The organism is Streptomyces sp. NPDC047000 (assembly GCF_040644295.1).
Taxonomy (GTDB): domain Bacteria; phylum Actinomycetota; class Actinomycetes; order Streptomycetales; family Streptomycetaceae; genus Streptomyces.
This window is the reverse complement of record NZ_JBEYWE010000016.1, coordinates 77049-90663: the sequence shown is the minus strand read 5'-3', so window position 1 is coordinate 90663 and position 13615 is coordinate 77049. Positions and strand designations below refer to the sequence as shown.

Sequence of the window (13615 nt, the reverse complement as noted above, 5' to 3'; positions counted from 1 at the left end):
GGCCCCGGTGCACGCCGGAGCACTGCACTCACCCCTGGGACACCCATCCATGCGCAAGAACAAGTTCGCCGCCGCGGCACTCCTCGCCGCCGCCACGCTCACCCTCTCCGCCTGCGGCTCCGGCAGCGGGGACGGCGGCAGCCCGGTCGCCGTGGTCTCCGCCGACGCCACCCGGCAGGCCGCGACCGTGCTCGACCAGCCCTTCGACAAGCCCGGCCTGGTCCTCACCGACACCCACGGCAAGAAGTACGACCTCCGCAAGGAGACCGCCGGCCGTCCGACCCTGATCTACTTCGGCTACACCCACTGCCCCGACATCTGCCCGCTGACGATGAACAACATCGCCGTGGCCAAGAAGGCGCTGCCCGCCGCCGAACAGGCGAAGCTGCGCGTCGTGTTCGTCACGACCGACCCCCAGCGGGACACCCCGGCCGAGCTCGGCAAGTGGCTCAAGGGCATCGACCCCCAGTTCATCGGGCTGACCGGCGACTTCACGGCCGTCCAGGCAGGCGCCCGCACCCTCGGCATCTCCATCGAACCGACCAGCAAGGACAAGAACGGCAAGACCGTCTCCGTGCACGGCACGCAGGTCATCGCGTTCTCCCCGAAGACCGACGGCGGTTACGTCCTCTACGGCCAGGACGCCACCGTCGACGACTACACCAAGGACCTCCCCAAGCTGATCAAGGGGGCGAAGCCGTGACGGTCTCCCCCCGGCACCGCGCCCTCCCGGTACTCGGCACCGCGCTCACCGGCGCCCTGCTGCTCACCCTGACCGGCTGCGGCAGCGACTCGGGCGGCTCGGGCGACCGTCCGGACCTGTCCGTGAGCTCCGCCTACATGCCCCAGCCCGTCTCCGACATGGCCGCCGGCTTCCTCACCGTCACCAACAAGGGCGGCGCCCAGGACAGACTGACCTCCGTCACCAGCGACACGGCGGGCAGCGTCACCCTGCACGGGACGACCGGGCAGACGATGACCGAGGTCACCTCCCTGACCGTCCCCGCACACGGTCAACTCGTGTTCAAGAGCGGGGGCTACCACCTGATGTTCGAGAAGCTGAGGCAGCAGCCGAAGCAGGGCGGGACGGTGACGCTGAAGCTGCACTTCGCGACATCCGGTCCGCTCACCGTCGAGATGCCGGTCAAGCCCGCCACGTACAACCCGGCGACCGGACACTGAGGGAGGGCCAACGTGCCGCAGACCATCACCCCCCGCATCCGCACCCTGGTGCTGCTGCTCCTCGCCGTCACCGGCATGCTCCTCGCCGGCGCCGGGCCTGCCTCCGCGCACGCCGCGCTGACCGGCAGCAACCCCCAGCAGGGGGTGGTGGTCGCCAAGGCGCCGACCGAGGTGGCACTCACCTTCTCCGAGAAGGTCGCCCTCGCCGACGACTCCCTGCGCGTCCTCGACCCCCGGGGCAAGCGGGTCGACGTCGGCAAACCGTCCAACCCCGGCGGCACCACCTACGCCGTGCAGGTGAGAACCGGCCTCGGTGACGGCACGTACACCGTCACCTACCAGGTCGTCTCCGCCGACAGCCATCCCGTCGCCGGTGCGTTCACCTTCTCGGTCGGCACCCCCTCGAAGACCGCGGTCAGCGCGAGCGGACCGACGGCAGGCGGAGGCATCGTGGGGTGGCTCTACGGCCTCGGGCGGTACGTGTCGTACGCCGGGTTCATCGTGCTGGCCGGCGGCGCCGCCTTCGTGCTCGCCTGCTGGCCGCGCGGCGCCGGCGTCAAGGCCATGCAGCGGCTCGTCGTCTCCGGCTGGCTGGCGCTCACCGCGGCCACCCTCGCCCTCCTCCTGCTGCGCGGCTCGTACACCGGGTCGGGCAAGGCCGCCGACATCCTCGACCTGAGCCTGCTCGCCCAGGTCCTCCAGACCAAGACCGGCGCGGCCCTCGTCTCCCGGCTGCTGCTGCTCGCCGCCGGATCCCTCTTCATCGCCGTGCTCTTCGGTACGTACGGCAAACGCGAGGACGGCGAGGAGAAGCGGGACCTCGCCTTCGGGCTCGCCATCGGCGGTACGGTCGTCGCGGCCGGGCTCGCGGCGAGCTGGGCCCTGGCCGAACACGCCTCCACCGGCCTCCAGCCCGCCGTGGCGATGCCCGTCGACGTCGTCCATCTGCTCGCCGTCGCCGTCTGGCTGGGCGGGCTCACCGCACTGCTCACCGCGCTCTACAAGGCTCCCGCCGACACCCCGGTCGAGGCCGCCGCCGTGGGCCGTTTCTCCCGGCTCGCCTTCGGCGCCGTCCTTGCCCTGGTCGCGACCGGCGCCTACCAGTCCTGGCGGCAGCTCGGCTCCTGGTCCGCGTTCACCGGTACGACGTACGGGCGGCTGCTGCTCGCCAAGATCGGGCTGGTGGCCGTCATGGTCGCTCTCGCCTGGTTCTCACGGCGGTGGACCGAACGCCTGACGGAGGCGGCCGTCACCCAGAAGACCGAGCAAGCCGGGAAGGCCGGGAAGCCCGGCAAGGCGGAGGGGACGGAGAGGGCTAAGGCGGCCGAGACTGTCGAGACGGCCGAGAAGGACGAGGCGCGGGGCGTGAAGGAGCCCGCGGCGGCTCGCAACGGCAAGGGCAGCCGGACGACGCCCACATCCGCCACATCCGCCACGGCCTCCGCGTCCGGCACCCGTGCCGCCCGTGCCGCTCAGCTCGCCCGCCAGCGTGCCGTCGTGAACGCCACCCGGCTCAAGCGGCTGCGCGACGCCGACACGGACCGCGCGGGGCTGCGCCGTTCGGTGCTCGCGGAGGCCGCGGTGGCGGTCGTCGTGCTCGCCGTCACCACCGTACTGACCCAGAGCGAGCCCGGCCGCACCGTGCGGGAGGCCGAGGCCGCCCAGACCGCCGCGTCCTCCTCGTCCCCGGCACCGTCCACCGGCGCCGCCCTGACCCTGGACATGTCCTTCGACACCGGCGGCACCGACGGAAAGGGCGTCGTCCGGCTCGAACTGGACCCGGCCGGCACCGGCGCCAACACGATGGACGTCTATGTACAGCGCCCCGGCGGCAGCGCCTTCGACGTCCCCGAGGTGAAGGTCTCCTTCACGCTCGACGCCAAGAAGATCGGCCCGCTTCCGGTGGCCCCCGACCACATCGCCACCGGGCACTGGGCGGCCACCGCGCTCCAGATCCCCATGGCGGGCGACTGGAAGATCGCCGTCACCGTGCGGACCTCCGACATCGACCAGACCACCGTCTCCAAGAACGCGCAGATCGGCTGAACCCACCATGCCTGACCACCCCACCGCGGACACCGGGACGGACCGCACCACCGGCACCACCGCCGCCATCGATGCCACCGACCCCGCCGACCCTGCATCCCCCGAGACCACGGTGGCCGCCGGGAGGCCGGCGGCGGTCGGCGGCGTGTCCCGGCGGCGGCTGCTGAGCACCGCCGGAGCCACCGGACTCGTGCTCGGCGCGGCGGGTGCCGCCGTCGGACACGCCACCGCCCCCGCCGGAGCCACTCCGCTCACCTCGCTCGGCTCCGGCCGGGCGATGTTTCACGGGAAACATCAGCCCGGCATCACCGAGGGACTCCAGGCCGTCGGCCACCTGGTCGCCTTCGACCTCACGGCCGGGGCCGGGCGCAAGGAGGCCGCCGCACTGCTGCGCCGCTGGTCGGCCACCGCCGAGCGGCTCATGACCGGTGAGGCGGCCCCGCACGGCGACACCGGCGTCGCCCGGGACGCCGGGCCCGCCTCACTGACCCTCACCTTCGGTTTCGGACACAGCTTCTTCACCCGTACCGGCCTGGAGAAACAGCGCCCGGTCTCCCTCGACCCGCTGCCGGACTTCTCCTCCGACCACCTCGACAGATCGCGCAGCGACGGCGATCTGTGGGTGCAGATCGGTGCCGACGACGCCCTCGTCGCCTTCCACGCGCTGCGTGCCGTACAGAAGGACGCCGGGAGCGCGGCCCGGGTGCGCTGGCAGATGAACGGCTTCAACCGCTCCCCCGGCGCCACCGCCCACCCGATGACCGCCCGCAACCTCATGGGCCAGATCGACGGCACCCGCAATCCGAAGCCCTCCGACGCCGACTTCGACCAGCGGATCTTCGTCCCGCCGTCCGCTTCGGCCGCTTCAGCCGGTTCGGCCGGTTCAACCGGCTCCGCCGGTCCCGCCTGGATGGCGAACGGCTCCTACGCGGTCGTACGCCGGATCCGGATGCTCCTCGACGACTGGGAGCAGTTGTCCCCGCACGCGCAGGAGGCCGTCATCGGGCGCCGTAAGTCCGACGGGGCACCGCTGTCCGGGGGCACCGAGACGACGGAGATGGACCTGGAGAAGACGGACGCCCACGGCGACTACGTCGTCCCGCTCACCGCGCACGCCCGGATCAGCCGTCCGGACAAGAACGGCGGCGCGGCGATGCTGCGGCGCCCGTTCTCCTACCACGACGGCATCGCCGCCGACGGCACCCCGGACGCCGGTCTGCTCTTCGTGTGCTGGCAGGCCGATCCGCTGCGCGGCTTCGTCACCGTGCAGCGCAAGCTGGACCGGGGCGACGCCCTGTCGAAGTACATCCGGCACGAGGCGAGCGCCCTGTTCGCGGTGCCGGGCGGCGCGGGACGGGGGGAGTACGTGGGGCAGCACCTGCTGGAAGGGTGACGCGGGACGGCGTTCGTATGGCACGTCCTCCCTCACGCGCCCATTAGGGTGAGGTCATGCCTGCGAGCTACGCCTATCTCGGCCCCGAGGGCACCTTCACCGAGGTGGCCCTGCGCACCCTTCCCGAGACGGCCACCCGGCAGCTTGTGCCGTACGTCTCCGTACAGTCCGCGCTCGACGCGGTGCGCGGCGGCGAGGCCGAGGCCGCGTTCGTGCCGATCGAGAACTCCGTCGAGGGCGGCATCACCACCACGCTCGACGAACTCGTCGCGGGTTCCCCGCTGATGATCTACCGCGAGGTGCTGCTCTCGATCACCTTCGCGCTGCTGGTCAGGCCGGGGACCCAGCTGTCGGACATCAAGACGGTCACCGCCCACCCCGCCGCCCAGCCGCAGGTGCGCAACTGGCTGCGGGCACACCTGCCCGACGCCGTCTGGGAATCGGCCGCCTCCAACGCCGACGGCGCCCGACTGGTCCAGGAGGGCCGCTTCGACGCCGCCTTCGCCGGGGAGTTCGCGGCCGCCCGGTACGGCCTGGAGGCGCTGGAGACCGGCATCCACGACGCGGAGAACGCCCAGACACGGTTCGTGCTGGTCGGCCGGCCGTCCAGGCCCGCCGCCCGGAGCGGCGCGGACAAGACGTCCGTCGTCCTGTGGCAGCGCGCCGACCACCCCGGCGCCCTGCGGGACCTGCTCGGCGAGTTCGCCACCCGCGGGATCAACCTCATGCTGCTCCAGTCCCGTCCGACCGGCGCCGGCATCGGCAACTACTGCTTCTGCATCGACGCCGAGGGCCATATCTCCGACCGGAAGGTCGCCGAGGCGCTGATGGGGCTCAAGCGGATCTGCCTACAGGTGCGCTATCTGGGTTCCTACCCGCGTGCGGACATCACCCCGGAAGAGGTGCCCGCACCGCTGCCGGGAACCTCGGACGAGGAGTTCGTCTCGGCGGCGGACTGGGTCGCACGGTGCCAGGACGGGCGGTTCTAGGGCGGGCGGTTCCAGGGCGGCCGGTTCCGGGACCGTGGTCCGGCCCAGCCGCGATCGGGCACCATGGGCTGTCCGGACAACTCCCCGACTTATCCACAGGCCGTCCGCCCTTCCTGGGGACAAGTCGACAGGGGTGGGTCGGTGTGTCGACTAATCGGTCCGCGGGTCTCCGACCCGGTCGGCGGTCCGTGGGTCGCCCTTCGGCCATTCGTTTCCCCTGATTCACTCCTGGGGTGACCTCCTTCCGGATGAAAGAGGCTTTTGTCACGCTTCGCGGCGCGGATTCCGCACCTCGCCCACCGCCCCCGAAGTGATCAATGGAAAAATCCACAGATCTTCCCCACAGGCTGTGGATAACTCACGAGGGGACCAATGACCTGTGGACAAGTCACCGCTCCAAGTCCCCCGCCGGGCAAGGAAATCAAGCCCCCGGACGCCCGCACCCCGCCCCGTCCCCTTGAGCGGCACCCCCCATTCACTGGCACAATGCGCGATTGGTGTATAACGCTACGTACCACGTGACAAGCCATGGTGAGTCGTGGGCCAGGACCCACCACCGGTAGCCTTGGCACCGTGATTGACCTTCGTCTGCTCCGTGAGGACCCCGACCGTGTGCGCGCGTCGCAGCGCGCCCGTGGAGAGGATGTCGCGCTCGTCGACGCTCTCCTGTCTGCCGACGAGCGGCGCAGGTCGTCCGGCGTCCGCTTCGACGAGTTGCGCGCCGAGCAGAGGTCGCTCGGCAAGCTGATCCCCAAGGCCGCCGCGGACGAGAAGGCCGAGCTGCTGAAGCGGGCGAGCCAGCTCGCCGCCGACGTCAAGACGGCCGACGCCGAGCGCGACGCCGCCGACGCCGAGACCCAGGACCTGCTGCTCCGCCTCGGCAACCTCGTCCACCCCGACGTGCCCGTCGGCGGCGAGGAGGACTTCGTCACCCTCGAGACGCACGGCACGATCCGGGACTTCGCGACCGAGGGCTTCGAGCCCAGGGACCACCTGGAGCTCGGCCGGCTGCTCGGCGCGATCGACGTCGAGCGGGGCGCCAAGGTGTCCGGCTCGCGCTTCTACTTCCTCACCGGGATCGGCGCGCTGCTGGAGCTGGCGCTGGTCAACGCGGCGATCGCCCAGGCGACGGCCGCAGGCTTCACCCCGATGCTGACCCCGGCGCTGGTCCGCCCGCAGTCGATGGCGGGCACCGGCTTCCTCGGCCAGGCCGCGCAGGACGTCTACCACCTCGACAAGGAAGACCTCTACCTGGTCGGCACCTCCGAGGTGCCCCTCGCCGCGTACCACATGGACGAGATCCTCGACGCCGACCGTCTGCCGCTGCGCTACGCGGGCTTCTCGCCCTGCTTCCGCCGCGAGGCCGGCTCGCACGGCAAGGACACCAAGGGCATCTTCCGCGTCCACCAGTTCGACAAGGTGGAGATGTTCTCGTACGTCCTCCCGGAGGACTCGCGGGAGGAGCACCAGCGGCTGCTGGACTGGGAGAAGCAGTGGCTGACCTCGCTGGAACTGCCGTTCCGCGTCATCGACGTCGCCACCGGTGATCTGGGTGCCTCCGCGTCCCGTAAGTACGACTGCGAGGCGTGGATCCCGACCCAGGGCAAGTACCGCGAGCTGACCTCGACCTCGGACTGCACCGAGTTCCAGTCCCGCCGGCTGCAGATCCGGGTCCGGGAGAAGTCCGGCGGGAGCGAAGCGACCTCCGTCGGGGGTGGTGGTCGGGCGACGGGCGGGCGGGTCCGGCCGCTGGCCACGCTCAACGGCACCCTGTGCGCCGTACCGCGCACGATCGTCGCGATCCTGGAGAACCACCAGCAGGCCGACGGCTCGGTACGGGTGCCCGAGGTGCTGCGCCCGTACCTGGGCGGCCGGGACGTCCTGGCGCCGGTCGCGAAGTGAGCGGCGGCTTCCCCTACCGGATCGTCGCGACCGACCTCGACGGCACGCTGCTGCGTTCCGACGAGTCGGTCTCCCGGCGCACCCGTGACGCGCTCGCCGCCGTCACCGCGGCGGGCGCGGCGCACGTCGTGGTCACCGGACGCGCGGTCCCGTGGACCCGTCATGTCCTCGACGACCTCGGCTACCAGGGCCTGGCCGTCTGCGGTCAGGGCGCGCAGGTCTACGACGCCGGGGAGCACCGGCTGCTCACCTCGGTGACCCTGGACCGGCAGCTGGCGGCCCTGGCACTGGCCAAGATCGAGGCGGAGACCGGTCCGCTGTATCTCGCGGCGAGCCGGGACGGCCTGGACGGCGACGTGCTGGTCGGTCCCGGGTACGCGGTCACCGGCAGGCTGCCCTCGACCCCCTTCGACGACGTGTCCGACCTGTGGTCCGCGCCGCTGAACAAGCTGTACATCCAGCACCCCACGCTGTCGGACGACGAGCTGGCGGAGGTGGCGCGTGTCGCCGCGGGCGGTTTCGTCTCCGTGGCGATGGCGGGCGCCGGCATAGTGGAGCTGCTGCCGCTGGGGCTGTCCAAGGCGACCGGCCTGTCGCTGGCGGCGCGCCGCCTGGGGGCGAGGGCCGAGGACACCGTCGCCTTCGGCGACATGCCCAACGACGTCCCGATGTTCGCGTGGGCCGCGCACGGTGTGGCCATGGCCAACGCGCACGAGGAACTGCGGGCGGTGGCGGACGAGGTCACGCTGTCCAACGAGGACGACGGGATCGCCGTGGTGCTGGAGCGGTTGCTGAGCCTGGGCTGACGGACGGCGACGACGACGGCTGACGCTGCTGACGGCATGTGTGCCCGCCGTGTCCGGGCCCGTCGTCCTTCCGGGTGGGCGGCCCACGCGAGGGTGAGGTCGCGTGCTCGAAGCGGCCGCCCCGGGCAGCTCCCCGAGTGGAGCGGGCGGACGGAGGAGGTGGTCGCTCCGCGGCCCGCCGTGGGCTGCCCTGGCGGGAGTCCGGCGCACCGCCGTGCAGAGGCGTGCCCCGGCTCCACTCCCGGAATGCGGCGCCGGCCGTGACCGGCGGTGTGGACACGACCACTGTGCCGGTGGAAGGGAGCGGGGCGCCACCCATTTAAGGCCGGGTGTCCCGTTATGCCCCGCCGGCCCCACCGGCACCGTCCGCCCCGGTGCCGACCACCACCGACGGCGCCGCTACCGCCACCGCCACCGACGGCGCCGGGCCTTGCTGAAGAACCAGCCCGCGGGTTCCTCGTCGGAGCGCCAGGGCCGGGGTTCGGGGGCCTCGGCACGCCAGCGGGCGGCGAGCATCCGGGCCCGGGCGGAAGGCTCCGTGGTGGATGCCGAGCGTATGAAGTCGTCGTCCAGGACGGTCTCGTCCCAGGCGTCGTCCCTGCTGCCGTCCGGGTTCCCGGTCCTGTCCGCGGCCCTGTCCGCGTCCGGGTCCTCGTTCCGCGCGTCGTCGGCGGCCATGCCCGTGCCTCCCGCTGTCCGGCAGTGCATCCCCTGGGGACTCAGTGTGCCCGGCCGTACGTGAAGCCTCCGTGAAGGCACCCGCGTACGGCCGGGGCCGCGTCCGCTCCCTCTTGCCGTTCCTCGCCCGCGCCTCGGCTACTCCTCGCCGGCCAGCGTCAGCGCCCGCAGCCGCTGGCCGGCGTACCAGGTGGCCGCGACGGTGACGAGCACCAGCAGCACGGTGGCCGTCGGCAGGGTGACGTCCGAGGTCACCAGGGCGGGGTCGCCGGAGACCTTGTGGGCCACGGCCAGCGCCCACTGCTGCACGCTGAGGGTGCGCGCGCCGGAGATCAGGGACCCGAACAGGGCTTCCCAGACCAGCGCGTAGACGAGCCCGAAGACGACCGCGTGCCGGGACACCGTGCCGAGCAGCAGGAACAGCGCCGAGTAGGCGATGGAGGCGACCAGCGCGGCCACCGTGTAGGCGACGGCGACCTGCTGGCCGTTGCCGTTGAGGATCATGCCGGCGACGAAGGTCGGCACCGCGGAGAAGACCATGGTCACCGCGATGGCGACGATCAGCTTGGTGAAGATGATCGTCGGCCGCTTCAGCGGCTTGGACAGCAGGTACACCACCGAGCCGTCATCGATCTCGGGGCCGATCGCGCCGGTTCCGGCGATGACGCCGATGATCGGCACCATGGTGGCCAGGGCGAGGCCGCCCAGCAGGTCGGCGGCGGTCTGGTCGTCGGCACCGGCGAGGGCCCGTACCGCGACGGAGATCGCGATCAGCAGCAGGGGCAGTGCGCCCAGGATGAGTGCCCGGCGCCTGCCGAGCAGCGCCCGGTAGGTGAGGCGGGCCACTGTGGGGTCGTACATCTTGGGCCTCCTACGCCGCGACGAGGTACGAGAAGACGGACTCGAGGGACTCGTCGGACGGCGAGACCGTGAGCAGCCGGATGCCGTGCTCCCTGGCCACCCGCGGCAGCAGGGCCGTGAAGCGGCCGAAGTCGACGGCCTGGACGCGCAGCGCGCCCTCGGCGTGGTCGACCTCGATGCCGGAGGTGGACGGGTCGGCGATCAGGGCGGCCGCGAGGGCACGGTCGTCACTGGAACGCACCAGGTAGCGGTGCGGACGGTCGGTCATCAGGCGGCGGATCTTGCGGAAGTCGCCGCTGGCGGCGTGCCGTCCGGCGACGATCACCTCGATGTGCCAGGCGAGCTGCTCGACCTCCTCGAGGATGTGGGAGGAGAACAGCACGGTGCGGCCCTCGTCGCCCATCCGCCGCAGCAGGTCCATGAGCTGCATGCGCTGGCGCGGGTCCATGCCGTTGAAGGGTTCGTCGAGCAGCAGCAGCGACGGTTCGTGGACGAGCGCGGAGGCCATCTTCACGCGCTGGCGCATGCCCTTGGAGTAGGTGGAGATCTTCCGGTCCTGCGCGTACTCCATCTCGACGGTGGCCAGGGCCCGCTGGGCGGCCTTGGCGCCGAGGCCGTGCAGTTCGGCGTTGGCGAGGACGAACTCGCGGCCGGTGAGGAAGTCGTACATCGCCTCGCGTTCGGGGACGATGCCGATGTGCCGGTAGATCTGCTCGTTGCGCCACACCTGCTGCCCGTCGAGGGTGACGGTGCCGGAGGAGGGGGCGAGGAAGCCGCCCATCATGTTCAGCAGGGTGGACTTGCCGGCGCCGTTGGGGCCGAGCAGGCCGGTGACGCCGGGGCCGACGGTCATGGTGACGTCGTTGACGGCGACCACGTTGCCGAACCAGCGGGAGACGTGGTCGATGGAGAGTGTGGTCACTGTCCCACCTTCCGGTAGCGGCGCAGCAGGAGGCCGTGGGCCGCGGCGATGAGGCCGAGGACGGCGACGACGTAGACGATTCCCTGGGTGTGCGAGGGTCCGGTCGACGCTCCGCCGGGGAAGGTCGAGGTCGCGCCGAGGAAGGCGGTCTGGAGTCCGCCGATGAGCGTGATCGGCGAGAAGAGGCCGATCCAGGGGACGGCACCCTGGCTGCCCTGGGCGTCGGCGATGGCCTGGAGGGTGGAGACCGCGCCGTACGAGATGGTCATGACGGCGATGATCGCGGCGATGCCGAACCCGCGGCGCGGGGTGACGGCGGCGATGACGAGGCCGATGCCGGCGAAGAGCAGCGAGAGGAGTGCCACGGAGACGAGCCCCTGCGCGAATCCCTTGGTCTGGTCGGCGAAGTCGAGCTTGGCGAGCAGCGCGCCCACGTAGAGCACGAGCAGCGGGGTCGCGGTGAGGACGAAGAGGGCCGACGCGAGCGCCGCGAACTTGGCGCGGACGTAGTCGGCGGTCTCGATGGGCCGCGAGAAGTACAGCGGTACGGTCTTGAAGCGCAGGTCGCGGGAGACGGACTGGGGGGCCTGCGAGGCGACGTACAGGCTGATGACGGCCTGCATGATGATCGCGTAGCGGGTGTACTCGACGGGCAGTTCCTTGAGCTTCGTCGCGACCGCGACGGCCACCATGATGGCGGCGGGTACGCACATCACGGCGAACAGCAGCATCGGCAGGACCTTGGACTTCACGGAGCGGCCGAGGCCGTAGGCGCCGCGCAGGGACTGCGAGTAGAGGGAACGCCGGGCGTAGGCACGGCCGAGGCGGGGGCCGCCGTAGCTGCGGTAGCCGATGTCGTGGATACGGGTCTGGTCACCCGGCGGGGTGACGGCGGGGTTCCCGGGTGCCGGGCTCCCTGGTGCCGGGTTGTCAGTTGCCAGGTCGTCAGTTGCCATGGCCGACGGCCTCCTTCCGCGGGGCGGGGTCGCTCGCCTCGTCGTTCTTGAAGACCTCGGAGATGTGGTGGCGGCGCTGTTCCATGCGCACCAGGCCGAGGCCGAGATCGGCGACGACGTCGCGCACGAGGTCGTAGGTCTCCTCGCCGGTCGCGGTGAGCAGCAGGAGGTGACCGGCGCCGGGGAGTCCGGTGCCGTCCTGGACGTCGACCCCGCGGGTCCGGAGCGCGTCGCGCACGGCGCGGGTGCCGTCGGGGTGGTCGTCGGTGTCGGTGACCTCGACGGCGAGGGTGGTGGTGATCTGGGTGAAGTCCCGGGTGGAGCTGGCGCGCAGCAGCTTTCCGCCGTCGACCACGACGACGTGGTCGCAGGTGCGCTCCAGTTCGCCGAGCAGGTGCGAGGTGACCAGCACGGAGATGCCGAAGTCGGTGTGGATGCGGCGGATCAGGCCGAGCATCTCGTCGCGGCCGACGGGGTCGAGTCCGTTGGTCGGTTCGTCCAGGAAGACCAGCCGGGGGTCGTGGACGAGGGCCTGGGCGAGTTTGACGCGCTGTTTCATACCGGTGGAGTAGCCGCCGATGGGGCGGTAGCGCTCCTCGTACAGGCCGACGTGGCGCAGGGTGTCGGCGGTGCGCTCACGGGCGGCGGTCGGCGGGAGGCCGGACATCCGGGCCATGTGCACGACGAACTCGGTGGCCGAGACGTCGGGCGGCAGGCAGTCGTGCTCCGGCATGTAGCCGACGCGTTCGCGGATGGCGGCACCCTTGGTCGCGACGTCCAGGCCGAGCACTTCGGCGCGGCCCTCGGAGGCGGGGGACAGACCCAGGAGGATCTTGATCAGGGTGGATTTGCCGGCTCCGTTGGACCCGACGAGACCCGTCACCCCGGGTCCGATGTCCACGGTCAGCCGGTCGAGAGCGGTCACCCGGGGGAACCGCTTGCTCAGGCTTTCGGTCGCGATCACAGTCACGGCACAGACAGTAGTGATGCGGGCCACGGGGGTCGTCAGACCGCAGAGCCGTCTTGGCGTCAGACTCCAGGCGTAGGGGCCCGTAGGGGGACCCCTGCCTGAGAGCTACCCGAATCTTCGCATCCGCGACATGATGGGGCCTATCGCCTTGAACCGCCAGTCGGTTGTCCACAGATTTGTCGTTTCACCTGTGGATAACACGGTGGGCTTGTGGAACAAACCTCCAAGTGAAAATCACCTGCGTGATCCGGGTCTCATCTGTGATCCTCGAGGGCATGAACGAGAAGGACGGCACCAGCCGTGCGAGGGACGCGGACGAACGGCGCACGGTGAAGGTGTCGAAGTACCTGTCGAAACATCTGAGGCACCGGCCGGAGCGGATCGGCCTCACCCTCGACGAAGGCGGCTGGGTGGAGATCGGCACGCTGCTCGCGGCGGCGGAGGCACACGGCTTCCGCATCACGCGCGAGGAGCTGGACCATGTGGTGGCCGTGAACGACAAGAGGCGTTTCGCCGTCGAGGGCACCCGGATCCGCGCCAGCCAGGGCCACACCGTGGAGGTCGACCTGGGCCTGGCCCCGTCGACGCCGCCGGCGTACCTCTACCACGGGACGGTGGCCCGCAGCCTGGACGCGATCCGCGCCGAGGGGCTGCGGCCCATGGACCGGCACGACGTGCATCTGTCACCGGACCGGGAGACGGCGACCCGGGTGGGCGCGCGCAGGGGCCGCCCGGTGGTGCTCGCGGTCGACGCGGCCGCCATGCACCGCGACGGCCATGTCTTCCACGTCAGCGCCAACGGCGTGTGGCTGACCAGGACGGTACCGCCGCGCTATCTGCGCTTCCCCGCATCCCACTGACCGCCTGCACCCGCCTGCGCCGGGCTGCCCCGGACTGCGCCCGCCTGCGC

General features: G+C 71.4%; 13 protein-coding genes. 8 read left to right on the top strand and 5 right to left on the bottom strand.

The features are described from left to right. The first annotated feature begins 49 nt into the window (after positions 1 to 49). The 7 genes from ABZ862_RS24060 (at position 50) to ABZ862_RS24030 (ending at position 8318) form a co-directional block, all read left to right on the top strand. The gene (locus ABZ862_RS24060; protein ID WP_360961417.1) at positions 50 to 703 is read left to right on the top strand and encodes an SCO family protein; all 654 of its coding nucleotides are present in this window, start codon (positions 50 to 52) and stop codon (positions 701 to 703) included. Continuing rightward, positions 700 to 1182, top strand: coding sequence for a copper chaperone PCu(A)C (locus ABZ862_RS24055; RefSeq protein ID WP_360961414.1), 483 nt, complete (start codon positions 700 to 702; stop codon positions 1180 to 1182). The genes ABZ862_RS24060 and ABZ862_RS24055 overlap by 4 nt, the downstream gene beginning before the upstream one ends. A 12-nt stretch (positions 1183 to 1194) precedes the next feature. After that, positions 1195 to 3228, top strand: coding sequence for a copper resistance protein CopC (locus ABZ862_RS24050; RefSeq protein WP_360961411.1), 2034 nt, complete (start codon positions 1195 to 1197; stop codon positions 3226 to 3228). Positions 3229 to 3235: 7 nt separating this feature from the next. Continuing rightward, the gene (efeB, locus tag ABZ862_RS24045; protein ID WP_360961408.1) at positions 3236 to 4621 is read left to right on the top strand and encodes an iron uptake transporter deferrochelatase/peroxidase subunit; all 1386 of its coding nucleotides are present in this window, start codon (positions 3236 to 3238) and stop codon (positions 4619 to 4621) included. Positions 4622 to 4677: 56 nt separating this feature from the next. After that, the gene (gene pheA, locus ABZ862_RS24040) at positions 4678 to 5610 is read left to right on the top strand and encodes a prephenate dehydratase (protein WP_360961405.1); all 933 of its coding nucleotides are present in this window, start codon (positions 4678 to 4680) and stop codon (positions 5608 to 5610) included. Between the two features lie 573 nt (positions 5611 to 6183). Further along, a complete protein-coding gene (serS, locus tag ABZ862_RS24035; protein WP_360961402.1) occupies positions 6184 to 7512 on the top strand; it encodes a serine--tRNA ligase in 1329 nt (442 codons plus the stop codon). Next, entirely contained in the window at positions 7509 to 8318 is an 810-nt protein-coding gene (locus ABZ862_RS24030; protein ID WP_360961399.1) for an HAD family hydrolase, read from the top strand. The genes serS and ABZ862_RS24030 overlap by 4 nt, the downstream gene beginning before the upstream one ends. Before the next feature lie 399 nt (positions 8319 to 8717). Here ABZ862_RS24030 and ABZ862_RS24025 read toward each other — a convergent pair whose 3' ends face one another. The 5 genes from ABZ862_RS24025 to ABZ862_RS24005 all read right to left on the bottom strand — a co-directional run bounded on the left by ABZ862_RS24025 (position 8718) and on the right by ABZ862_RS24005 (position 12699). Then, positions 8718 to 8996 (bottom strand): hypothetical protein, encoded by a 279-nt coding sequence (locus ABZ862_RS24025; protein WP_360961397.1) that lies wholly within the window; start codon positions 8994 to 8996, stop codon positions 8718 to 8720. 138 nt (positions 8997 to 9134) lie between these two features. Next, complete coding sequence (locus ABZ862_RS24020) at positions 9135 to 9857, bottom strand: ABC transporter permease (protein WP_360961394.1); 723 nt, start codon at positions 9855 to 9857, stop codon at positions 9135 to 9137. Between the two features lie 10 nt (positions 9858 to 9867). Further along, the gene (locus tag ABZ862_RS24015; protein WP_360961391.1) at positions 9868 to 10779 is read right to left on the bottom strand and encodes an ABC transporter ATP-binding protein; all 912 of its coding nucleotides are present in this window, start codon (positions 10777 to 10779) and stop codon (positions 9868 to 9870) included. Next, entirely contained in the window at positions 10776 to 11720 is a 945-nt protein-coding gene (locus tag ABZ862_RS24010; RefSeq protein ID WP_360961599.1) for an ABC transporter permease, read from the bottom strand. Before ABZ862_RS24010 ends, ABZ862_RS24015 begins: the two co-directional genes overlap by 4 nt. 4 nt (positions 11721 to 11724) lie before the next feature. Further along, a complete protein-coding gene (locus ABZ862_RS24005) occupies positions 11725 to 12699 on the bottom strand; it encodes an ABC transporter ATP-binding protein (protein ID WP_360961597.1) in 975 nt (324 codons plus the stop codon). Between the two features lie 281 nt (positions 12700 to 12980). Here ABZ862_RS24005 and ABZ862_RS24000 point away from each other — a divergent pair, with 281 nt between their 5' ends. Next, positions 12981 to 13565, top strand: coding sequence for an RNA 2'-phosphotransferase (locus tag ABZ862_RS24000; RefSeq protein ID WP_360961388.1), 585 nt, complete (start codon positions 12981 to 12983; stop codon positions 13563 to 13565). The last annotated feature ends 50 nt before the right edge of the window (positions 13566 to 13615 follow it).